A 22,856-nucleotide genomic window follows, 5' to 3' on the forward strand; every position below is an offset into this window, starting at 1 on the left:
TAATAGTATGGTTAATTTGGAGGATCTCTGATCAATTAAAGAAGAGTGATAGGAGATAATCTTTTCTTGATCGGGACTTTCATGAAAATAATGATATCAAAGGAGAAATATTTGTGGTTAAAAAAAAATCTTTATCTGCAATCTATTCAATCAATACTGGATTACCAAAAAACACTGAGGCATAATATATATGAGTATTATCAGTTCCCTGAACTGACACAGATAAAGTATATAACAGTGGGAAGGCAGGTAGAACTCATTGTTTATGTGGAGTATTTTTCAAAGTGGGAGAAGGTTTTACTGGGTTATGGAGATGAACACAATAATTTTAAAAAATACTATCCGCTGATCCTGAATTTTATGAAAAAATATGTTTTGCCAAAAAAAGAAAAAGATTATTCATCCCACATCCGCTATTATCATCTGTTTAATCCCTGTATGCAGCAAACGCTATCATACAGCATCTCGCTCACGGTATATGATGATAATATATTTAAGCATCTTACAAAAGGACAGGGCAGCGGTGACGATTCTATGGCTGCAGATATATCCAGATATTATCGGGAGCAGAATTTACGCGGACCGGAATGGGTCACGGTTGTGAGCCTTGATAAAATTTTTGTGGCAATTATAATAAGCGGTGTTACCTCTCCTTTTTGGCATAGATATCAGCAGGTTTCCTTGGAATCAAGAATATTTTTTAAAGATGCTATAAAGCAGTTGTCAAAAGAGGCAATTGAATTTTCATTTAAAAATCACAATATTGCAGGAGGACGCATTTTATTCTCTGATTTTCAATGGAAGGAGGATACCATATTTATTGTGGCAATTCGTGACAAGGAAAGCTGGGAGAAATTATTGAAAGTATAATTCAAAAATTTTTTAAATAATTTATTGTAATTTATAATTAAAGGGGAGATTTTCTAGTGCGATGGTTAAATGATTTGAAAGTCGGCGTCAAAATAAGCCTGCTGGGTGTGGGGTCTGTGGTTGTGCTGATTCTTGTTGGGGGGATCGGTTATTACTGTTTGCAGAGTATTAGTGATGACATGGAAAAAATGTATAGTGAAAAACTCACAGCTGTGCAGTTCATAAATGATACCCGGGCTCAGAACAACAAGATTGATTCGGATGTATTTGCTTTGATGGTGGCGCAGCAGGACAGTGAACAAAAGGTATTTATCGATGATATAAGAACGCGCGTGGAATTATTTAATAAAGACTCGGAAGAATTCAAGAAAATACCTTTAGGTGATGCTGAAAAGGTAAAATATCAGAAATTGATGGATCAGCTGGCCGCTTATCGGGAGGTCAGAAGTAAAATATTGGATCTGGCAGTGCAGAATAAAAATCAGGAAGCATTCAATCTTTATATGACGCAGGGAAAACCAATGGCTGAAGGTTTTGTCAAAGATTTAGGCACTTTTTCCGATGAAATAAAGAAATCGGCAGATATGATGAACGCAGAAAGCAGAAAAACAGCTGCTTCGGCGGGAATGATATTTGTAGGAATAATTTTATTGTCCATATTGTTTATGGCAGGCTTTAGCTGGATGATCATAAAACAGATAACAGGCAGACTGCATGACTTTACTAAGTATATAGATATATTGGCAGGCGGTGACTTTTCTAAGTCAATCAGCCAGAAAAGCCTGGATGATAAAAGTGAATTTGGCACTGTTTCAAGAATGGTAGACAAAATGAAAAATAATATCCATTCTTTGGTAAAAGAATTGACTGATATCGCAGAACAGCTAGCAGCCTCTTCTGAAGAATTGACAGCCAACGCTGAAGAATCGGCGCAGGCATCGGATCAGATCGCAAGCGCTGTTTCCAAAGTGGCCGAAGGATCGGAAAGACAATTGGCCGCGGCTGATAACACGACAAATGTCGTGGAACAGATGTCGACAGCAATCGAACAGGTGGCCGTAAATACGGAAACAGTGGCAAATTCTGCGGAAGATACAGCAAATGCCGCCAACAAGGGTGAAGATTCCATTAAAAAAGCTGTAAGTCAGATGGAGATCATAGAAACCAAAACCAATGCCACTGCAGATGTAATAGCGGATTTGGAAGAAAAGTCCAAACAGATAGGGCAGATCGTGGATGTTATTTCCAATATTTCAGGACAGACGAACCTGCTCGCACTTAATGCCGCAATAGAAGCGGCAAGAGCGGGAGAAGCAGGCAAGGGCTTTGCCGTGGTGGCAGAGGAAGTAAGGAAACTCGCCGAACAGTCTCAGGATGCAGCCAAGCAGATTACTGAACTCATCAGTGAAGTGCAGACAAAAACGGATAATGCCGTCATTTACATGAATGACGGTAAAAAAGAAGTTGATGTAGGAGCAAAGGTCGTATCCGGAGCCGGTGACAGTTTTGGACAAATTTTGAGCATGGTGCGTAATATGACAGGACAAATACATGAAATTTCGGCAGCAGTGGAAGAAATAACGAGCAGTACACAAGATGTCGTAACATCAGCAAAAAGTGTCAATGAGGAAAGCCAAAGATCTTCGGAACATACGCAGACAATTTCTGCATCCGCTCAGGAACAATCATCTTCCATCGAAGAAGTTGCGACAGCAAGCGAACATCTTGCTCAGATGGCAGAAAAACTGGAACATTCCATTCGCAGGTTTAAAATCTAAAATTGGTAATGAGAGACGGTTTTTGTAATAGCTGTACAGTTTAATATATGCCGTTATTTCAATTGAAATAATGCAATAAAAGGACCGCTGCTTTTGTTTGGAAAAGCAGCGGTCCTTTTATCGACATGGAAGGGGACGGCACGGGATAAATTTACTCAAGATGGATAAAAAAATTGGCATTAAATGAAGATAGATCACCGTATTCTGGATACGAAGAGAATTTTTGGCGGGCGATGCAGCGCTGCCGACAACATTTTTTGGCAAGCAATGATTTTTTCTGACCGTATGCATCAAGCTTTTTGAGAAGAAAATTAAACAGTCTGCACAAAATAAATGAATTGTATTGATCCGGCATGTATATTATCCCCTTAAATTCAACAACACGATAGCATGATAAAAGCTTTATAATTATTGGCGCTTTGAGCTTTCTGATGATTAATATTATGAACTCAATATTAGATAAAAGGAAATACAATAATAGAATAAATATATAGTTAAAAACTATATAAAAATGTATAATGTAAATGAAATGAGGGGAGGAATATATGCAGTGAATATAGTTCAAATGCAATATTTTTATGAAGTATGCCGATGGCAGAATATAACAAAAGCAGCGGAGCGGCTGCACGTGTCACAGCCGACCGTAAGCGTAGCAATGCAGTCTTTGGAAGCAGAAACCGGACTCAATCTTTTCAGGAGGAACGGTAAAAAAATTTTTATATCAAAAGATGGAAATTTTCTCCTGACAAGGATACGACCGATTCTGGAAGAAATGGAATATCTTAAACATGAGATCAATGATCTGGCGCATAAGAGGAATCATATACGCATTGCTCTTCCCCCGCAGATAGGCATACGCATGATGCCACTGCTGCTGGGGCGTTTTAAAAAAGAACATCCGGAGATAATAGTAGAGATAATTGAGACAGGACCGGTAAATTCGCTGCATATGATCAAAGATGAAAGTTTGGACTTATCAATAATGAATTATACAGAAGAGTTTGCGGATGGTTTTTCTTACAAAAAACTGGGAAGGACAGAATGCTGTTTTTGTACTTATCCAGGTTCAGGTTTGGACAACAGGTGCTTCATATCGGTAAAAGATATAGGAAGAGAACCGCTGGTTCTGCTCGACAGTACTTTTAATATCACCCATTTAGTAAATCAGATTTTTGCCAGACAGGGAATAAAACCCAATATACTGCACTATTCGCCGTATCTTCATACCGTCAGAAATCTTATAGAACAGAAAATTGCTTCATCCTTTCTTATGAAACATGCTGTTTTAACAGGAGAAGGAATAGTTTCCCTGTCTATGGAAACGCCCCTTTATCTCGACACGGGAATAGTGACGAAAAAGGGGCGGCAGATTTATGCAGATGAAAAAATTCTTATCAATTTTTTAAGAGAAAATTTTCTGTAATAACCACAGCGCTGTTTAATTCATAGTGAGGAATCCATTTTGTTAATATAGACTTCTATTAATATAACGCAAATAAGTCTTAATTAACAAAAATCCGCAGGGCTGGATGAAAGCCCTGCGGATCCGACGATATTCTGCGGAAGAATTTAAGCTTCCGGTTTTATGAGACGCTCAGGATTCATATAAAAATCAAAATCCTTTTCAGATACATAGCCGGAGCTGAGAGCGGCTTCCTTAAGTGTTATATTTTGTTTTGCCGCCTTTTTGCCGATTTCAGCGGCTTTGTCATAGCCTATTAGAGGAACGAGCCCTGTGACAAGTATAAGGGAGTTTTCCAGATGTTCTTTAATGCGAGGCAGATTCGGCTGTATGCCTGCTGCACATTTATGGTTAAAGGAATTTATGGCATCGGACAGCAGGCGTATGCTTTGCACCATATTGTAGGCTATCACCGGCATGAATACATTCAGCTGGAAATTGCCCTGACTGGCAGCTAAGCCTATTGTCGTGTCGTTGCCCATTACCTGGGCGGCAACCATAGTGAGCGCTTCTGCCTGAGTAGGATTAACCTTTGAAGGCATTATTGAGCTGCCGGGCTCGTTTGCTGGAATGGTTATTTCACTGATGCCGCAGCGCGGGCCGCTGGCGAGCCAGCGGGTGTCATTGGCTATTTTCATAAGATCAGCAGCCAGGGCTCTGAGCAGGCCATGCACACAGGCGAGTTCAGATTTACTGGACAATGCCTGAAATTTATTGGGAGCTGTTTCAAAACTTTCACCCGTAAGCTTACTTATTTCGGCAGCTACACGAACTGCAAATTCAGGATGCGTATTGATCCCTGTACCGACTGCCGTGCCGCCCATAGCCAAATAATGGACATATTTCAGTCCTTGTGCCAAGATATCACGGTCTCTTTTCATCATACCGGACCAGCCGCTTATTTCCTGCCCGAGGGTAAGCGGAGTAGCATCCATCAAATGTGTGCGCCCTATTTTTATTATATCTTTGAATTCTTCAGTTTTTTTGTCGAGTGCCGTAATAAAAGCATCTATTGCAGGAAATAGTTGTTCCTTCAGTAAAGTCGCAGTGACCACATGCAGTGATGTCGGAAAAATATCATTTGAGCTTTGAGAATGATTTACATGGTCGTTTGGATGGACTTTTATATCTTTACCATCCTCGTGCAGAATCTGGGCGGCACGGTGAGCGATAACCTCGTTCATATTCATATTGAATTGTGTGCCGCTTCCGGTCTGCCAGACAGCAAGCGGAAAGTTGCCGTCCAATTTTCCTTCATTTATTTCGTCGCAGGCTTTCATGATGGCGTCAGCACGAGCCTGATCAATTAATTTCAGATCAATGTTTACTTTTGCGGCAGCCTTCTTCAGCCGGGAAAAAACTCTGACCAGCTCTACAGGTATTTTTTCTGTACCAATTTTAAAATTTTCATAGCTCCTTTGTGTCTGTGCACCCCACAGTTTGTCACAGGGAACTTTTATTTCTCCGATAGAGTCTTTTTCGATGCGATATTGCATGAGAATCCCTCCTGTTAATTTTATTGGAAAACAGATTATCAAAAGTCAATAAAAAATGTTTTGAGAATTACTCTTAATTACTTTTATAGTACTTCTATGAAAAAAACAAAAATCCTTGGAAAACTTAAAGCTGAGATTTTAAAAAAATATATATTGCTTTGAAAAAGCAGAGGATTGATTAAATACAAAAATTTTGAAGGAAGAAAAATTTTTGACTGTATATCCTTCAGGCAGCTCAAAACAGTAAAATGAAATAATTATTTCTTTTTTCCGGCAATTTCTTGTTTTGTTTTTAAATAATCCAGATAATGCCCGATTTCTGTATTTATCTCGTCATCTGCAGAAATTATTTCGGTAATGAGGGTTTCCTTCAGCAATGAGAGATGATGAGTGTTTATTAAAAAATCATCATTGCCCATCAGATAATCTGTGCTGACATGATAAAATCGTGCGAGCAGGATTATGGTGTCTATGTCCGGTTCATTTCTTCCGGTTTCATAATGGTTATATTTCGTGTAGCCTATATGAAGTTTTCGAGCAGCTTCTTTTTGTGTTAAACCTTTACTCTCACGAATCTCTCTAAGCCTTGATGTAAATAGGCATTTTAGCATAAAATCCCTCCCTACATCAAAAAGTTTAATCTACGTATTATGGAAAAACAATTGAATCTAGTAAATGTATACTTTCGATTGACTAACCCTTATATATAGGCTATTATTTAAATGATAAATATACATTATGTAGACAATAACATGTTAAAAATATGTAAAAATCATTTTTCTGTATACTTTTCAGGAGAGACTATTATGAATCGATGACTGAAATGTATTTTTCTCAAAACAAATGATAGAAAATAACAAACAAGGAAGGTATTTCCTTTAGCACTATATAATAAAAATACGAAGGAGAAAAATTGTCGCGTTTTTATAAATACATATTTCTTATATTTCATTCAGAGTATATAAATATAGAGGACAGGTATATTTATATACTCTGAATGAAATTTTAAGTATTAAAGTAAAATTTGTTGATTCCGCATTTTACATTTTAGTAGTGCTTAATATTCAGTGTTTTGCAAGATATAATTTTTTCATATGTAAATTTGTGAATCTGTATTTATAAAACAGCGGTTTGATTAAATCGTGCCAAAAGATCAGGGCAGGGCTGCGGCATTTTGCAGCAAATTGTAATAGATGGCAGACATTTGAAGTATCAAAGCATTTTTTAAAATATATATGGCTGTTTGCATGTAGCATATTGCTATATTAAAATTAGAAGGTGGAGGTATTTTATGGAATCAGATCAGCTGCTTGTTTTGACAGAAAAACTTATAAATGAATTTTATGGCTTTGGCAGAATAGAGGGTATATTGGCACTATTGGAGGAACCCGTTGTCGGTTTCAGCTGTCACTGCGCCAAATATATTATTGGCGAAAATGCCTTTTCCGAATTTTTAAAAAATGAATATGCCTATGTGAATCCTTGCAGAATAATTGATGAGCATTTTTACGAAGATAACGCCGATGAAGAAAGCATTACCATCAGAAGTGAGCTTATTTTGCATTTGAACGGCAGTCAGATTTTAAAATATTACTATATCCTATTTATCTACAATATAAGAAGATCGTGTCCTGCGATAAAGGGCATTCATATTGCAGAAGAGAATGACAGTGTCAACAGATATTTTAATAATATGCATAAAACGGCAGACAGCATGTATATGCCTGCCGGTGGGGAGGCGGCTGCCAATGACTGTGTCAGAAACGGGCATATTATCTATACTATTGGCGGCAGAAATGAGATACGCTACTATAATGATGATTTTGGCAGCATTTTAGGGTACAGCAGTTCTGATAAACTTAATTATATGGACGAATTGATTTATGCGGGAAATATTGAGGATATACGGCGTGAGCAGCGGCGGCAGCTGCAAAAGGATAATACATACCAGCTGAGATATCGATTAAAAAATAGAAATGGCAGACCGGTTTCCGTAATAGAATCAGGCTGCTGTATGACAATGGAGGAAAGCAGCTTTGTCCTTAACAGTGTAATTATAGACATTGGTCCGCTAAAGAAAATCAATGAGCACTTTTTATCTTCACTGTTGTATGATGAATTGACAGGCATTTATAATAAGGAAACCTTTTATAAAAAGACACGTATGGTTATAGCAGAAAACAGCGGTATATCGTTTGAAATGATGTGTGTGGATATAGAACGGTTTAAGGTCATAAATGAAATCTTTGGGGAGGAAATCGGAAATCAGCTGCTCAGGCAGATCGCCGAATGTCTCCGCAGTACTGCCGTAACACCTCTGGTTTATGGCCGGCTGTATGCGGATAAATTTGTTTTATGCTATCCGGCAGAAAATGACAACAGACAGCGTTTTATGGATATACTTAACAAAATGGCCGCAGCATTTAGACACAATTATAAAGTTATATTATGCTTTGGTGTTTATGCCGTGAGCAATAGAAGTATAAATGTAAGCGCAATGTGTGACAAGGCCAATCTCGCATTGAAAAAAGTAAAAGGCCGTTATTTTATGACTTGCGGTGAATATGATGAAACAATGCATCAGCGATTGATAGATGAACAAGGGTTTATCAATGATATGAATAAGGCATTGACAAATCGCGAGTTTTTGTTTTATTTACAGCCTAAATATGAATTGAGTACAAGTAGAATAATTGGCGCGGAGGCTCTTGTACGTTGGCTTCATCCGCAAAAGGGATTTATTGAACCAAACAGATTTATACCCATTTTTGAAGAAAATGGTTTTATTTTCAGCCTTGATAAATATATATGGGAAGAGGTCTGTAAACTGCTGCGCAGATGGCTGGATGAAGGCAGGCCGATCCATCCTATATCAGTAAATATATCAAGGGTTGATTTATATAGTGATGAATTGGTAGGCTTTTTGGATGAGCTTATCAAAAAATATAATATTCCGGCACGGCTCCTAGAACTTGAATTAACGGAAAGTGCCTATTTTAATAATCCTGAACAAATCGTTGATATTACTCAAAAATTGCAAAAAATGGGTTTTATTATTCTTATGGATGATTTTGGCAGCGGTTATTCTTCATTGAATATGCTTAAAGATGTAAATGTAAATGTTTTGAAAGTGGATTTGAAGTTTTTGCAGAATACCAGCCAAAATAACCGCAGTGGCAGAATACTGAATGCTGTGGTATATATGGCGAAATGTTTGGAACTGCCCATTATTATAGAAGGGGTGGAAACCTTGCAGCAATCAGAATTTCTGCAATCCATAGGCTGCAGCTGGGTGCAGGGATATTATTATTCCCGGCCTATTCCCGTTAAAGATTACGAAAAACTCATCGATCAAATGGAATATCTGCCGTCGGCGGCGGAGCTTTGTCCCTGTACGCTGCCTTTGCAGATAGAAGATTTCTTCGACCCGAATGCCAAATTTAATCTGCTTTTCAATAGTATAACATGCGGGATAGGGATTTATGAATTTACGAAGGGCAATCTACGGCTTTTGCGGGCAAATGACAGTTATTTCTATATATTCAAGCATAGTATTAAGAGTTTTTATGCGCTCCAGGACAATGTTCTCGATTATGTGTATGAGGATGATCGTATGGAATTGCTGGAGAGTATCGGCAAAACCTGTGCAGAAAACGATGTGACACATTGTCATATAAGAAGATATACTTCAGATGGAAGTCTGCTGCATCTGCTGACACATATCAGCTGTATTGTTAAAGAAAATGATTATCATATCATTTATATGGCGCTGGAAGAGGTTTCACATCAAGGCAGCATTTATGCAGAGATACAGAAAATATTTGACAATATACCTGCGGCATTTGGTATATTTGAGCTTTGCGATGATGAACTGTGGGCCAGGCAGGTAAGCAGAAATTTCAACAAGCTGACAGGATACAGGAAAAAGGCTTTTATGGCGCTTACCGGTGGAAATATGAAAAATCTTTTGGATGAACAAAATCTGGACATGCTGAAAAAGGCTATTTTGCATGCATATGAGGAAAAACGGACGGTGATATTGACAGAAGCCTTTACAACGCGCACTGATAAAAGTATATTTATTACGGTTTCAATTAATGCGGTAAAATCAAATAGAGAAACATTGCTGTGCTATATGTACGTGCATGACGGACGATCTGAATAATAAAAAAAGTTCTTATCTTTAGTTGAATATGCGCTAAAATAAGAACTTTTTGTGGTTTATAAACCTGCATATAATTATGAATAAGTTTACATAATATTTTTTTCGGACAAGATATCCTGTAATTTTTCAATTTGATTCTCGTGTATCAGAACATAGATATAATCACCGGATTGCAGTCGTGTCTGTCCATCTGGTATGATCTCATCCTCTCCCCGCTTTATATTGACGATAAGACTGTGCACAGGCCACTCGATTGATTTGACAAACTTACCATCAGCGGTGCTGCCATTGCCCACAATTCTTTCTAAAAGGAGCCTCTTGTAGTGAAGTTTTTCTTTTATTTTCGGATGGTTGCGCAGCGAGTGAGTCAGGAGAGAATCATATATCGGCTTGCCCTTCAGCAGATCGGTTATTACGTAAGCCGTCATGGAAACACAGATTAATGCCAGCATGTGCTGAAAAGACCCTGTCATCTCCATTATCAATATACTGCCGGTCACGGGCGCTTTAACCACAGCGGCAAAATAGGCGGCCATGCCAAAGACTATAAAATTAGTATTGTAAAAGGCAGCATCGGTACTCAATAATACCGCCAGATGACTGAAAATACTGCCGCCCAGTGCACCGAGAACAAGCATAGGCAGGAAGATACCACCTGGCACACCGGAACCGAAAGACATAGCAGTAAATAAAAGTTTCCCGACATAGAGGATACATAAAAATGCCAGTCCGTAATTTCCTTTCACCAGAACATCGACCAAATTATTGCCACCGCCTAAAATTTGAGGCAGTATAAAGCCGAGAACGACAGCTGTAAATAACGGTAAAGCAGGTTTCCACATTTTTTTTAACGGGGTTTGTCTTTCAAACCAATTCATAGATTTGAAGAGCGAGGCATTAAAGACTATACCTAAAATAGCGATAAATACTCCCAGTAAGAATAACAGGCCGTACATTATTAACGGCAGGACGGGCAGGATGCCTGTATGAAATACCGGTGTTTCACCGAAAAATATGGCTGTTACTGCCGCGGCGGTCACCGATGCTGCGGCTGTTCCCATCAGCACCAGAGGAGAAAAATTTTTATATAGTTCTTCAAAACCAAAGATGATGCCAGCCAGCGGTGCATTGAATGCCGCAGCTAAACCGGCGCATGCTCCACTTGTCAGCAGAAGACGTTCTTCCATACGTGAACGCTTTCTGCCGCGGCTTATGCCCTGAGCAAGCGCAGCTCCCAGCTGTACGCTCGGGCCTTCTCTCCCCAATGACAAACCAGCGCCTATGGCGATAACTCCGCCGACGAATTTGCAGAGCAGTACGCTCAGCCAATTCATATGTATTTTGCCAAGCAGTATACCTTTGATTTGGGGGATGCCGCTGCCGGCAGAAAGAGGTTCTTTTTTTACGAGCCAATAAAGTGAAAAGGCAAAAAATAGAATAAAACCGCAATAAACGGCGAATAAAGGCCAATCAGCCCATGAAAAGTGTTTATACAGCCATGGCCGCAGCAGTTCCGAAGCTTCCAGAAGACCGCGGTAGGCAGAGATGACTAGGCCGGCGATTATGCCGATGATTATGCCCTCAATGCAAAGCTGCAGACGAAAGTAGCGGCTGCGACCGCTGCCAAATATACTGACGGCGGTTATTATTTTTGTTTGTTCCATAAATGATTCCCCGGAAGGAACCTTCCCTCCTTTTAAATAGATGATTATTCCCCAGCAGTATTTTTGCTTGCGGTAACAGGTGAAGAACGGAAAACAGCACATCATATACTGCAATTTATTTATATATTTTAACATAATATGATCAGAGTAGACATTCTGCTGATGGCTTTTCTGAAAATTACTGTAATTGCAAGTAAAAAAGCCGGGATTAAAAATAATCCTGGCTTGAAATAATGCAATATGAAAAACAGAATGTCGGATAATACATAAAAATCAGTTAAAAAACAATCTTAGAAATTATCAGTGTGGATATTATTGCCGTTACCGAAGCTATGCATGTAGCAAGCGTGTATGATTTCAGCGCACCCTCCACGGTAAGGCCAAAGTATTCCTTCACTATCCAGAATCCCGAATCCGTGACATGGGAGAAGCAGATGGCGCCGGAACCGACGGCAAGGGCAACTACAGCGGGGTCAAGCGATGGATATTGAGCGAGCATGGGAGATACTATGCCGGCGGCAGTCATCATGGCAACTGTGGCGGAGCCCACCGAAAAACGCATTACAGCAGCTACTACCCACGCCAGAATAAGGGGACTCATATCAAGCGAGGTCAGTATATCACCCAGTTTGGTACCAAGGCCGCTGTCAATGAGCACTCTGTTGAATGCTCCGCCGGCACCGATGACGAGCAATATTCCGGCAACGGGAGCAAAAGACTGATCGGTAAATTTGAGCAGGTCCTGCATAGAAAATCCTCTGTTAATGCCGAGCGACCAATAAGCAAAAAATGCCGATATCAAAAGAGCGACTATAGGATTGCCGATAAAATTGATGAGCTCAATATATTGGAAATCTTTGGATGCAGTCAGGTCAAATAAAGTTTTGGACACCATGATCAGCATAGGCAGAAGAACGGTGAAAAGCGTAATACCAAAATTGGGAAGCGCGGAGTCGGGAGTTTGCTTCAGCTCCTTTGACAGAGCGGGCAGTTCCGCTTTTATATTTTTTTTGATGAAACTTGTCCAAATGGGGCCGGCCACCGCAGCGGCAATTATGCAGACAATAAGACCAAGCAGGATCACTTTACCTATGTCTGCGTGCAATGTAGCGGCTATAGCCATTGCGGCAGGATGCGGGGGCAGCATGCAATGGACTATTTGCAGTGATACACCTATCGGTACGCCGATGGCAACTATGGAAAGGCCTGTAGCTCTGGCAACACTTATGACAAGAGGAATCAAAAGGACAAAGCCTACCTGGAAAAAAACAGGTATGCCTGTAATAAGCCCTACTACCATCATTGCCCAATTTGCCCGCCGTTTACCAAAGGCATAGATCAGTGTACGGGCAAGTCTTTCCGCACCGCCTGAGGCCTCGAGCATCTTTCCCAGAATACTGCCCAGACCGAGCACTGTGGCTAAAAAACCGAGTGTACTTCCCATACCCGCTTCGATTGATGCACAGATCTTGGATAGAGGCATGCCGGTTATAAACCCGACATAAAGACAGGCAACGACAAGACTGACAAATGCGTGCAGACGGGCTTTCATGATCAAAAACACCACCAGCAAAATCGCGGTAAATAAAGTGCCGACTAAAAATGCAGTTTCCATTCATTTTCTCCTGAAATTATATTTTGCCTAATGTAAAGCAGTCCAAATATTCTTTTACTGTTGCAGCCATATTTTCTTCAGAGAATTTGGTCATTGCTTCAAACCGTGTATTTTTATCGGTATGTTCCGCTAAAAATTTTCTGGCTGCCCTTATACCTGTAATAGATATTTCTGTATTAATATTTATTTTCCGAATTCCCAGATTAATTGCTTCGCGTAATGCATCGTATGGAATTCCAGAGCTGCCGTGCAGTACCAGAGGCAGCCGTATGGCTTGGTGAATTTCCTGCAGGCGTGTAAAATCAAGTACCGGAATTCCTTTATAAATGCCGTGCGCATTACCGATAGCTATAGCTAATGCATCCGCACAGGATTCGGCGGCATAAGTTTTTGCCGCCGCTACAGAAGTGTAACCGTGCCGCAAAGCTTTTTCATCGAAAGAGGAGCCATCCTCTTCATTCATATAACCAAGCTCCCCTTCCACGCTTGAACCTACGGCATGCGCCAGGGTGCATATGAGCTTCGTCTGTTCTATATTTTTTTGAAGAGGCATGGAAGAACCGTCGTACATTACAGATGTGAACCCGCAGTTGAGAGCTCTTTCTATGGTTTTTATATTTCTGCTGTGATCAAGATGAAGAACAAATGAGCGGTTTGTTTTTTGCGTATAAAATTGAACCATGGCTGCCATAGCTTCCAATGGCATATGCTTATCGTAAGCTTCGCCAAATGAAAGAATGACGGGCACTTTTGTCTTACTGGAACCCTGCAGCACAGCCTGCAGGGATTCCACATTATAAATATTGAAGGAACCTATTGCTATCCCTTTTTCTTCGGCAAAACGAAGTGCCTGCTGCAGATTGATCAGCATATTTTTCACCTGAATCCTTTCAATGAATGCTGAGCATTCTGACTATGTTATACAACGTGTCTGCAGCTCCCACATTGCCGGGGAAAATGATATAAGACATATCAGGAAATTTGCTTTCACTGCCTGTTTTCCAGACCGGAATGCCGGGTGCTACCTGACCGAGAACCAAAGCATGTTTGACGGAAAGCCCTTTTGTACCAACATCGCTTGAAGTGATCCCGCCTTTGGCGATAAGAAAACTTGGCTGGATGGACAAGCGGCTGACTATGTTTGTGATAGCTTCCGAAATCTTGACAGAAAAACGCAGTGATTCTTCTTCCGAGCCGGCATCAAGACGTGTCCTGCCGGTAAACACAGCTACTGTCTGACCTTTCCTGATAGAAATTTCAGCGGTTTTTATTATTCTGATAAGCTCCTCTTCCAATTGGGGGGGATCGAGAACTAAAAGGTGATTAAACTCTATGAATTTTATATCTTCATCCTTTTTCAATGCATTAAGCTGTTCTGTGGTTTTCTGTACATGAGAACCAATGATAATAAGACCGCCGTTTTTATTTCCTGAGGTGACCAGTTCTTTTTTACTCAAGAGAGGCTTATCTGATATATTGCCGATCACTTTTGTAAATGCGGCTGCCGTGCGGAACATGAAATTTTTGCCTGCCTTCATAGCATTTAAAAGCGCAGCAGTAAATACCCTGACATCAACATAATCAATGGCATTAACGATGACCTTATTAAAATCGTTCACTTGCATAAGCTGATGACAGATCGAATCGATGCTGAGTTTCCGCAGATCGTCAAGAGAAATACACACTGTATCTTTTGCCTTATATTCACCATGAGTTTTTTCTTCCACATACATACGCATATCAGAGGCTTTATAACCGAAGGTCTTGTCTTTGGCAAATTCTGTCTCACCGGCGGGCACAAGTGCAGCGCCTTCCTGCACATAATGAATATTGCCTATCGTATAACGCCCGCCTTCTTTAAAGAAAGGCATTAAGATTTCACCGTCAATTTTTGCGGGGGTGCCGTTTTCAAGGGTATCACGCAGTACCTTCGTTTCCAGCGGATAATGTCCTCGGAGCGTCGAATCGCTGCGGCTTATAATCATAAAGTCCCTGCCCGTTTTTTTGCTTTCCTTTATGATACGCTGTGCTATTTCTTCGTGGATATTTTTAGTATGTTCGGCAGAAAATGCACGTGAATTGGTCAAAATAAAGAACATAGAACGGCTTTCCGCAAATCCTGCGGCAATGCTTGTGGCAGACCAATCTGTATATACAGAAACATCATGGATGGTCTGCACGCCGGTAGGGTCATCATCAAGTACTATAATTTTTTTATTAAAATTTGCGAAGGATTCAGCAAGCAGCTCATCAACTTTATTTTCATCAACTGATGGAATCTGCTTAAAAATATCATTTTTCAGTATTTTCACCATAATAAATGCTTCCTGCTTTCTAAAACGATTATTTTACTCTTCCGTCTTTACTGTGACTCCGGATATTTTTTCATAGAATTGAACAATGCCGCTGTGATCATCCATAATATGACCGTCGGCTTTAAGACTGAGCATGATCTGCTGTAATGAGCTCGTGAGAATCAACGGTACCTCAAGGCTCTTAGCTGTATCCATAACATTTGTAATATCCTTGAGGTTAATAGCGAGAGTTCCGCCCGGTTTAAAATTACGACTATACATCATCGGTGCCTTTGCATCCAGGACGGTGCTGCCGGCAAGACCGCCGCGGACTGCTTCAAATACTTTTTTAGGATCTGCTCCTGCTTTCTGTGCAAGGACAAGCGCTTCCGAAACGGCTGCAATGTTGAGATTCACCATGATCTGATTGGCAAGCTTTGCCACCGAACCGCTGCCGTTCGGACCGACAATAGTTATTGATTTGCCCATCGCTTCAAAGACATCTTTTATTTTTTCAACATTTTTTTCTTCACCGCCTATCATGAAGGCCAATGTTCCGTCAACAGCACCCGGTTCTCCGCCGCTTACCGGCGAGTCGAGGAAAGGGCAGCTTTTTTCGGCTGCAAGTCTGGCAAATTCCTGTGAAGCCACAGGTGAAACAGAACTCATATCGACTATTACCGTACCTTCGGATGCACCGGCAAGAATACCGTTTTCGCCTTCTAAAATATTTTTGACGATGGCTGCATTTGGCACCATTGTGATGACGGCATCTTTATTTACGGCAGCTTCTTTCGGTGAATCCGCTTTTTTAGCGCCCTGCTTCACAAGCTCTGTCACCGCGATCGTATTGATGTCGTAAACAGTTGTTTCGATGCCTGCCTTGAGTAAATTTTTTACCATGGGTTTTCCCATAATTCCCAGACCGATAAAACCTATTTTTGACATATTGAATCCCCCTTGAAATATTTTATAATATATTACATGTAGCACGTTGCATGCTAGTTAATATAAAATCAATAACATATTAAATTTATATAATATATTATTGATTTTACATCAAAACATTTTTTTCAGAATATTCCCTGTTATCAGCATATGCTCAATAAAAATATTTTCGGCTTTTTCGGCATTGCCGCTGCAAATTCCCTCAAAAATTTTTTTATGTTCGGACAGAGCATCTCTGTGGCGGTTTTTGAAGGTCAATGAATTGACTGTGACCTGTTCCAATCTCGTTCTCATCTGATCCACTGTTTTTATAAAATACATATTTTTTGTAAAGTGCACAATGATCCCATGGAATTCTATATCAGCCTTCATGTACTTATAATGGCCAGTGGATTCTTCTAAAAGGCTTTCTGTTTCGTTCAGACAGGCCAGCAATTGTTTAAGTGATTTTTGGCCTTCTGCTGAAGTGATACGTTCCGTGAGATATTTGACACTGTAGCCTTCTATAGCTGTTCTTGCCTGCAGGATCTGATTTATGTCGTCAATGGAAATAGGTTTTACACTGATGCCGCGGTTGTTGTAAATTTCGACAAGGCCCTCATGTTTGAGCTGGAGAACGGCCTCTCTTACCGGTGTGCGGGAAACTTCCAACTGATCAGCGAACATCTGCTCGGAATAAATTTCTCCGGGGTTGATCTCGCCCTTGACAATAGCCTGTTTTAAATATTGATAGACCTGATCTTTGTATGATACTTTTTTTATCATTTAAAATTCCTTTCTCTTCAGTATGTAGCATACTATTTATCTATTAAAAAGTCAATTGAAATTGACAGTGTTAAACGTTGCGGATATAGTATAAAATATTCTCAGTGACCGCCATATTGCATTTTTCCAAAATCAGGAAAAAATGTAGATTAAGTCATTTCTGAAAATTAGAAAAAGACGATATTAACAAGAGCTCTCTGAAATAATATACTGTAATTGTCGGAGGGGAAAGGAGCTTTAAGATGAAATGGTTTGATACTGAAAACCGCTCAATTAAAATAATCAAGCTGCTGGAATATAAATCCGAATTTGCCATCGTCGATTTGAGCAGACGCCTTGGTGTCAGCACAAAGACAGTTCAAAATGATATCAGGGATATCAATGCAGAACTAAAAGGCAGTGCATTGATTGACTTGAATCGGTCGGTTGCTAAGTTGTATATAACAGACTTCCCCCAATATCAAAAGCAGCGGAGCAGAATTGAACGAAGAAATTCAAATTTTGATTCACCGCAGATGCGAATGGCATTTATTGTCGATATGCTCATGAATACGGATTCGCCTTATCTCATTGATGAACTTGCTTATGCAATGAATATAAGCCGGTCTACGCTGATCAAAGATATGAACACACTTAAGGGGATTCTTCAAAATTATAATCTTACTATTCAGGGGCAGTCCAATATAGGTATCAGTTTGCTTGGTGAGGAGCTGAACCTGCGGTTTTTTGTGCTGGATAATAATTATAATATTATTTGCACTGAACCGGAGCTGCCGATTGATATTATGGATATGATAAAAAAAGAGCTCAGTTCTCTTAAGCTTGACAAGATTGTCATTGAGCATTTTTTCCGTTATCTGACCTTGAGTGTTAACCGCAGCAGACAAGGTCATGCACTTATTTCTCTGGACGTAAAATATCAGGAGCTGGCTAATCATTATTACTATAAATTTTTGCAGAATAGTTTTGACAAGCTGGAATCAATGCTGGGGATTGTTCTTTCTGTAAATGAAAGATTGTTTTTGACTATACCGCTCATAAGCATGCGCACTCCCTATGATATTTCTTCACTTGAATCAAATATAACGGTTTCTGATGATGTGCTGAAGATAACAGAGGAAATCATAGCCGCGATCAAGGAGAAAATGGATATAACATTGGATGAAAAAAATAGTGATGTTTTGGATGAATTCGTCTATCACAATTATTTTCTGACAAACAGACTGCGGTATGGATTGACGATGCATAATCAAGGCAATGATGATATCAAGCAAAAATATACGGTAGCATATCATATGGCATTGATTGCAAAAAAAGTCATAGAAAAAAGGATGCACTTGCGTATCCCGGAAGATGAAGTAGGTTTTTTGACAGCGTATTTTCAGATATTCCTGACCGAACAGGAGAGCAGTTCTAATGCATATAAAGTGGCATTGATATGCGGAACCGGCAGAGCAAGGGCAAAGCTCATAATGTCACAGCTCCAGAAAATTTTTGAACGCGGTACGGTTATTGATATTTTTATATACAATGAACAGCTGAGTGAAAGTGATCTGGAAGGATATGATCTGCTGATATCCACAGTAAAAACGGATATGAACAGACAGATTCCGGTGATTTTTATCAATGAAGTCGTTGATGAGGATTATCTGAAAAATAGTATAGATCGAATAAGGTATGCCCATCAGCTGCAAATCCCCTTGCTGCATGGCGTCCGGTCTATCGTGTTTAATCTCCTTACTGAAAAAAGAGTAATGGTATTGGGCAGCGATCTCAACTATAGCGAGTGTGTGCATACAATGATTGCCGGTTTAATGGATGAAGGGCAGCTGGAAAAAGAGTTTTGGGGCAGGATACAGCAGCGTGAGGCGAAATCCTCGATGGTTTTGGATCATTGTGTGGCTTTTCCCCATGCCAGATATGACAGTGGGGGTGATATAGTAATTTCTCTCGGAATTATTCCTGACGGGCTGAATGATGAACTGTATCCGGAGCTGAAAGTAATCTTTCTGGTAGCCGTTCCTGCAGATCCTAATGATGATGCTATTTTGGTAAAGATATATGATGAAATAATAAGTATGGCATCAAGTCAGAAGGTTGTTGAAGATATGTCAAAACTTACAAATTATAATGATATATTGATGTATTTTATTAAGGATTGTGATTTATTTAATTGAGGAGGGGTTTTCATGAATACTATGGCTATTATAATTTTTGGTTTTTTTGCTTTTGTGCTCCAGTATATACTGACCTTTCTGCAAATGAATAAGTTTACCAAACATTACCGTGAATTCAGGCGGGAAGGCAGGGTCGCTATAGGGAGGTACAGCGGTGTTGTAAGAGCCGGTGTGATAGTGCTCTTTCTGATTGACGGAAAAGGTGTGATAAAAAAAGGTAAATATGTTCAGGGTGTGACAGTGTTCGCCGGTTACAAAGATATCAATAAATCATTTACAGGTAAATATGTGGGCGGTCTGACACAGGAAGACTGTAAGGCAGCGCATTATTCCAAGTCGCTGACACAGGCTGTTATGGATGCCCGCAATAATTACAATATAATTACTTCCGGCGGAACTTTGCCGGAAAGAAAAAGTCCTTTCGGACGACTTCTGGATATGTTTAAATTCAGATCCGTAAAAAAAGACAACTAAATTAGGAGGAAAAGATTATGGATTTTGCAGTAAATTTAGCAGCAGGATTTATGAACCTGTTTACTTTGGGCGCAGAAACTTTTGTTTCCTGGGTAACCGGCATAGTTCCGAAGGTTTTGCTATTATTGATTTTTATGAACTCTCTTATCGCTTTTATCGGTCAGGACAAGATCAATAGTTTTGCTAAAGTATGTTCTAAAAATGTATTACTCGCTTACGGCGTGCTGCCGTTTCTTTCCGCATTTATGCTGGGCAATCCGATGGCTCTTTCCATGGGTAAGTTCTTGCCGGAACGCATGAAACCAAGCTATTACGCATCGGCGGCCTATCATTGCCATACCAACAGCGGTATTTTCCCGCATATCAATGTCGGAGAATTGTTCATCTGGCTGGGGATCGCCAACGGGATAACAACATTGGGACTTGATGCTACACCGCTGGCATTAAGATATTTGCTTTTAGGTTTGGTAATGAATTTTTTTGCAGGCTGGATAACAGATTTTACTACTAAAATTGTAATGAAACAGCAAAAAATAGAACTCAGTAATAAATTGAAAACAGAATAGGAAGGAGAGGAAAAAATGATGACAGAATATAGGGCAATTAAAATAGAAAAAGGCAGCGCCGGTTTTGGCGGACCATTGACAGTTAAACCGCAGGATGGCAAAGATGTTCTTTTGTATATCACGGCCGGTGGGGCTAAACCTGAAATTGCGGACAAAATAGAACAGCTGACGGGCTGCCGCGTCATAAATGGTTTTAAAACTTCCGTGCCGGAAACAGAAATTTTTCTGGTTATTGTTGATTGCGGAGGCACTTTGCGATGCGGCATTTATCCGCAGAAGCGTATCCCGACCATCAATCTTAACCCTGTGGGCAAGAGCGGTCCTCTGGCTAAATATATAACAGAGGACATTTATGTATCAGGCGTTACACTGGATAACATTAAGCCGGCAGACAGTGCTGCGGTGACAGAAGAAGCTGCGGAAGTTCCGGCTGAAAGCGAACGCAAATTTAAATATTCGGCAGATAAAAAAGTTTCTCAGACTATGGGTGAAACATCATCCAATACCTTTATCCAAAAAATCGGCATGGGAGCCGGAAAAGTCGTTTCCATATTCTATCAGGCCGGCAGGGATGCCGTCAATTCTATAATCAACACCATTTTGCCTTTTATGGGATTTGTCGCCATGCTTATCGGTATTATCAACGGTTCCGGTTTTGGTGACTGGTTTGCCAATTTGCTGGTGCCATTGGCCGGAAATATGATAGGATTGGTAATATTGGGTTTTATCTGTTCGCTGCCGTTTCTTTCACCGTTGCTTGGTCCCGGAGGAGTCATTGCACAAATAATTGGTACACTGATAGGTGTGGAAATAGGTAAGGGCCATATTGATCCGAATCTAGCATTACCCGCACTGATGGCAATTAATACACAAAATGCCTGCGATTTTATTCCGGTAGGGCTTGGCCTTGCCGAAGCAGAGGCCGAAACGGTAGAAGTCGGGGTACCGGCAGTTCTTTATTCACGCTTCATCATAGGCGTGCCGCGTGTTTTAGTCGGCTGGCTGTTTAGTTTTGGTATGTATAAATAAAAAAGAAAAGGCTTTGTCGGCAGCGTAGAATTTTTTTGTGGATGACGAAGTCTTTTCCTTCAATGATAACTATTCTAGGATGGGAATGATGACAATGAAAGTAATTTACAGCAACAAAATTATTAATGCAGGAAAAGATGTCACCGCTTTTGGTGAAGAAATGGTAATCCTCTTTGGTGACAATGCACCGGATACACTGAAAGATTATTGTTATACCATTCCCATTGTTCAGACCGTAAAAACGATCAAACCAGGGCAGTTCTTTTCAATAGACGGAGAAAAATTTGAAATACTGCATGTGGGTGAGCTGGCTGAAAAAAATCTCAATGGACTCGGACATTTAACGGTAAATTTCACTGCTGAAAAGGACAATAGTCTGCCGGGAGCCATCATTGTGGAAAAAAAATCTCATAGACCTATCAAAATAGGTACTGTTATTGAGATAATAGAATAATGATCACCCGCAGAATGACTATTGAAAATCCTCTCGGACTGCACGCGGCTTATGCAGCCAGACTGGCCGCTTTTGCCAGAAAATCGGGCAGCAGTATTTTTTTGCGTAAAAAAGGGAAAAAATTAGCTCGCGCGGCAGATATGGTGGCTGTTCTCGGCATGCTGGTCAGAGCTGGAGATGAGTTGGAAATTCTGGTAGACGGGCTTGATGAAATTGAAGATATGCAGAAATTTATGGAGCTTATTATCAGTTTGGACAGGTAAATAACGGAAAGAAGGATTTTTATGAGCTGGTTAAATATTGAAGATAAAGTAGTTGTGGTTACAGGAGGTGCATCAGGTATAGGTAAAGCGGTAACCGAAGCTTTTCTTGCGCAGGGCAGCAAAGTAGTGGTCGCTGATATGAATCCGGCTGCACCGGTAATAGACGGAATGAATGAAGACAATTTTCTTTATGCAGTGGCTGACGTTACAAAAGCGGCATCTGTTAAATCCATGATAGATAAGGCTGTAGAACGGTTCGGCAGTGTAGATGTGATGGTGAATAACGCAGGAATAAACATACCTCGTCTTTTGGTGGATCCAAAGGATGAAGGCGGTCAGTATGAACTGGACGAAAAGGTCTGGGATCTGGTCTGCAATGTCAATATGAAGGGCGTTTTCTTTTGTGCCCAGGCAGCGGCACGGCAGATGATAAAACAGGGCGGCGGAGTCATCATTAATATGTCATCCGAAAGCGGATTGGAAGGTTCTGAAGGACAGAGCGTTTATGCTGCTACTAAAAATGCTCTTAATTCACTCACAAGATCATGGTGCAAAGAGCTGGGCAAGCATAATATACGTGTGGTAGGCATAGCTCCCGGTATTATGGAAGCCACGGGTCTGCGCACAATAAAGTATGAAACCGCACTTGCGTATACAAGGAATATCACGGTTGATCAATTGCGGGCTGGTTATTCAAAAACCTCAACAACACCTTTAGGCCGCTCCGGCAAACTGAGTGAAGTAGCAGATGCAGTATGTTTTATGAGCAGCGACAGAGCCGGTTATGTACACGGTGTAACACTTAATATAGCCGGAGGAAAGACCAGAGGCTGATT

Annotated in this window: 20 protein-coding genes; 11 read left to right on the plus strand and 9 right to left on the minus strand. The window is 40.4% G+C overall.

Annotated features, from left to right (window positions below):
• Positions 1 to 111 precede the first annotated feature (111 nt).
• Both I6758_RS05570 and I6758_RS05575 read left to right on the plus strand, forming a co-directional pair.
• Positions 112 to 870 carry a hypothetical protein gene (locus I6758_RS05570; protein WP_196604208.1) on the plus strand — a complete coding sequence of 253 codons (759 nt, stop codon included), beginning with the start codon at positions 112 to 114 and terminating at the stop codon, positions 868 to 870.
• A 56-nt stretch (positions 871 to 926) separates the two neighbouring features.
• On the plus strand, positions 927 to 2,648 hold the full coding sequence (locus tag I6758_RS05575; protein WP_196604209.1) for a methyl-accepting chemotaxis protein: 1,722 nt from the start codon (positions 927 to 929) through the stop codon (positions 2,646 to 2,648).
• Between the two features lie 151 nt (positions 2,649 to 2,799).
• Here I6758_RS05575 and I6758_RS05580 read toward each other — a convergent pair whose 3' ends face one another.
• The gene (locus I6758_RS05580; protein ID WP_196604210.1) at positions 2,800 to 3,003 is read right to left on the minus strand and encodes a hypothetical protein; all 204 of its coding nucleotides are present in this window, start codon (positions 3,001 to 3,003) and stop codon (positions 2,800 to 2,802) included.
• Positions 3,004 to 3,198: 195 nt separating this feature from the next.
• Here I6758_RS05580 and I6758_RS05585 point away from each other — a divergent pair, with 195 nt between their 5' ends.
• On the plus strand, positions 3,199 to 4,071 hold the full coding sequence (locus tag I6758_RS05585) for a LysR family transcriptional regulator (protein WP_196604211.1): 873 nt from the start codon (positions 3,199 to 3,201) through the stop codon (positions 4,069 to 4,071).
• Positions 4,072 to 4,217: 146 nt separating this feature from the next.
• Here I6758_RS05585 and fumC read toward each other — a convergent pair whose 3' ends face one another.
• Entirely contained in the window at positions 4,218 to 5,606 is a 1,389-nt protein-coding gene (gene fumC, locus I6758_RS05590; RefSeq protein ID WP_196604212.1) for a class II fumarate hydratase, read from the minus strand.
• A gap of 257 nt (positions 5,607 to 5,863) precedes the next feature.
• A complete protein-coding gene (locus I6758_RS05595; RefSeq protein WP_196604213.1) occupies positions 5,864 to 6,217 on the minus strand; it encodes a helix-turn-helix domain-containing protein in 354 nt (117 codons plus the stop codon).
• 680 nt (positions 6,218 to 6,897) lie between these two features.
• Here I6758_RS05595 and I6758_RS05600 point away from each other — a divergent pair.
• On the plus strand, positions 6,898 to 9,771 hold the full coding sequence (locus I6758_RS05600) for a sensor domain-containing phosphodiesterase (protein ID WP_196604214.1): 2,874 nt from the start codon (positions 6,898 to 6,900) through the stop codon (positions 9,769 to 9,771).
• Positions 9,772 to 9,857: 86 nt separating this feature from the next.
• On the opposite strand, the gene I6758_RS05605 is transcribed toward I6758_RS05600, so the two are convergent.
• The 6 genes from I6758_RS05605 to I6758_RS05630 all read right to left on the minus strand — a co-directional run bounded on the left by I6758_RS05605 (position 9,858) and on the right by I6758_RS05630 (position 17,057).
• Positions 9,858 to 11,435, minus strand: coding sequence for a ClC family H(+)/Cl(-) exchange transporter (locus I6758_RS05605; protein WP_196604215.1), 1,578 nt, complete (start codon positions 11,433 to 11,435; stop codon positions 9,858 to 9,860).
• A gap of 277 nt (positions 11,436 to 11,712) precedes the next feature.
• Positions 11,713 to 13,050 (minus strand): GntT/GntP/DsdX family permease, encoded by a 1,338-nt coding sequence (locus I6758_RS05610; protein ID WP_196604216.1) that lies wholly within the window; start codon positions 13,048 to 13,050, stop codon positions 11,713 to 11,715.
• 16 nt (positions 13,051 to 13,066) lie between these two features.
• Complete coding sequence (locus I6758_RS05615; protein ID WP_196604217.1) at positions 13,067 to 13,921, minus strand: class II fructose-bisphosphate aldolase; 855 nt, start codon at positions 13,919 to 13,921, stop codon at positions 13,067 to 13,069.
• Positions 13,922 to 13,940: 19 nt separating this feature from the next.
• Positions 13,941 to 15,365, minus strand: a complete 1,425-nt coding sequence (locus I6758_RS05620) for a four-carbon acid sugar kinase family protein (protein WP_196604218.1) — start codon at positions 15,363 to 15,365, stop codon at positions 13,941 to 13,943.
• Between the two features lie 33 nt (positions 15,366 to 15,398).
• Positions 15,399 to 16,292: a 2-hydroxy-3-oxopropionate reductase gene (gene garR, locus I6758_RS05625; RefSeq protein ID WP_196604219.1), complete on the minus strand. Its 894-nt coding sequence runs from the start codon at positions 16,290 to 16,292 to the stop codon at positions 15,399 to 15,401.
• 111 nt (positions 16,293 to 16,403) lie between these two features.
• On the minus strand, positions 16,404 to 17,057 hold the full coding sequence (locus I6758_RS05630; RefSeq protein WP_196604220.1) for a GntR family transcriptional regulator: 654 nt from the start codon (positions 17,055 to 17,057) through the stop codon (positions 16,404 to 16,406).
• Positions 17,058 to 17,299: 242 nt separating this feature from the next.
• Between I6758_RS05630 and I6758_RS05635 the strand changes: the two genes are divergently transcribed.
• The 7 genes from I6758_RS05635 to I6758_RS05665 are packed head-to-tail and all read left to right on the plus strand — an operon-like array spanning position 17,300 to position 22,854.
• Complete coding sequence (locus I6758_RS05635) at positions 17,300 to 19,234, plus strand: BglG family transcription antiterminator (protein ID WP_196604221.1); 1,935 nt, start codon at positions 17,300 to 17,302, stop codon at positions 19,232 to 19,234.
• Between the two features lie 12 nt (positions 19,235 to 19,246).
• A complete protein-coding gene (locus I6758_RS05640) occupies positions 19,247 to 19,708 on the plus strand; it encodes a transcriptional regulator GutM (protein WP_196604222.1) in 462 nt (153 codons plus the stop codon).
• A gap of 17 nt (positions 19,709 to 19,725) precedes the next feature.
• Positions 19,726 to 20,274: a PTS glucitol/sorbitol transporter subunit IIC gene (gene srlA, locus I6758_RS05645; protein WP_196604223.1), complete on the plus strand. Its 549-nt coding sequence runs from the start codon at positions 19,726 to 19,728 to the stop codon at positions 20,272 to 20,274.
• 18 nt (positions 20,275 to 20,292) lie between these two features.
• Positions 20,293 to 21,303, plus strand: a complete 1,011-nt coding sequence (srlE, locus tag I6758_RS05650; RefSeq protein ID WP_196604483.1) for a PTS glucitol/sorbitol transporter subunit IIB — start codon at positions 20,293 to 20,295, stop codon at positions 21,301 to 21,303.
• Between the two features lie 37 nt (positions 21,304 to 21,340).
• Positions 21,341 to 21,757: a PTS glucitol/sorbitol transporter subunit IIA gene (locus I6758_RS05655; protein WP_196604224.1), complete on the plus strand. Its 417-nt coding sequence runs from the start codon at positions 21,341 to 21,343 to the stop codon at positions 21,755 to 21,757.
• On the plus strand, positions 21,757 to 22,020 hold the full coding sequence (locus tag I6758_RS05660; RefSeq protein ID WP_196604225.1) for an HPr family phosphocarrier protein: 264 nt from the start codon (positions 21,757 to 21,759) through the stop codon (positions 22,018 to 22,020). The genes I6758_RS05655 and I6758_RS05660 overlap by 1 nt, the downstream gene beginning before the upstream one ends.
• Positions 22,021 to 22,041: 21 nt before the next feature.
• Positions 22,042 to 22,854, plus strand: a complete 813-nt coding sequence (locus I6758_RS05665; RefSeq protein WP_196604226.1) for an SDR family oxidoreductase — start codon at positions 22,042 to 22,044, stop codon at positions 22,852 to 22,854.
• The last annotated feature ends 2 nt before the right edge of the window (positions 22,855 to 22,856 follow it).

Origin of the sequence: Pectinatus haikarae (assembly GCF_015732185.1) — a bacterium.
GTDB classification, from domain to species: domain Bacteria; phylum Bacillota; class Negativicutes; order Selenomonadales; family Selenomonadaceae; genus Pectinatus; species Pectinatus haikarae.

What these genes read in the sequence shown, in the direction of transcription:
- I6758_RS05580 (WP_196604210.1), bottom strand. Translation starts at nt 3,003, where the DNA reads ATGCCGGATCAATACAATTCATTTATTTTGTGCAGACTGTTTAATTTT.
- fumC (WP_196604212.1), bottom strand. Translation starts at nt 5,606, where the DNA reads ATGCAATATCGCATCGAAAAAGACTCTATCGGAGAAATAAAAGTTCCC.
- I6758_RS05595 (WP_196604213.1), bottom strand. Translation starts at nt 6,217, where the DNA reads ATGCTAAAATGCCTATTTACATCAAGGCTTAGAGAGATTCGTGAGAGT.
- I6758_RS05600 (WP_196604214.1), top strand. Translation starts at nt 6,898, where the DNA reads ATGGAATCAGATCAGCTGCTTGTTTTGACAGAAAAACTTATAAATGAA.
- I6758_RS05605 (WP_196604215.1), bottom strand. Translation starts at nt 11,435, where the DNA reads ATGGAACAAACAAAAATAATAACCGCCGTCAGTATATTTGGCAGCGGT.
- I6758_RS05610 (WP_196604216.1), bottom strand. Translation starts at nt 13,050, where the DNA reads ATGGAAACTGCATTTTTAGTCGGCACTTTATTTACCGCGATTTTGCTG.
- I6758_RS05615 (WP_196604217.1), bottom strand. Translation starts at nt 13,921, where the DNA reads ATGCTGATCAATCTGCAGCAGGCACTTCGTTTTGCCGAAGAAAAAGGG.
- I6758_RS05620 (WP_196604218.1), bottom strand. Translation starts at nt 15,365, where the DNA reads ATGGTGAAAATACTGAAAAATGATATTTTTAAGCAGATTCCATCAGTT.
- garR (WP_196604219.1), bottom strand. Translation starts at nt 16,292, where the DNA reads ATGTCAAAAATAGGTTTTATCGGTCTGGGAATTATGGGAAAACCCATG.
- I6758_RS05630 (WP_196604220.1), bottom strand. Translation starts at nt 17,057, where the DNA reads ATGATAAAAAAAGTATCATACAAAGATCAGGTCTATCAATATTTAAAA.
- I6758_RS05635 (WP_196604221.1), top strand. Translation starts at nt 17,300, where the DNA reads ATGAAATGGTTTGATACTGAAAACCGCTCAATTAAAATAATCAAGCTG.
- I6758_RS05640 (WP_196604222.1), top strand. Translation starts at nt 19,247, where the DNA reads ATGAATACTATGGCTATTATAATTTTTGGTTTTTTTGCTTTTGTGCTC.
- srlA (WP_196604223.1), top strand. Translation starts at nt 19,726, where the DNA reads ATGGATTTTGCAGTAAATTTAGCAGCAGGATTTATGAACCTGTTTACT.
- srlE (WP_196604483.1), top strand. Translation starts at nt 20,293, where the DNA reads ATGACAGAATATAGGGCAATTAAAATAGAAAAAGGCAGCGCCGGTTTT.
- I6758_RS05660 (WP_196604225.1), top strand. Translation starts at nt 21,757, where the DNA reads ATGATCACCCGCAGAATGACTATTGAAAATCCTCTCGGACTGCACGCG.
- I6758_RS05665 (WP_196604226.1), top strand. Translation starts at nt 22,042, where the DNA reads ATGAGCTGGTTAAATATTGAAGATAAAGTAGTTGTGGTTACAGGAGGT.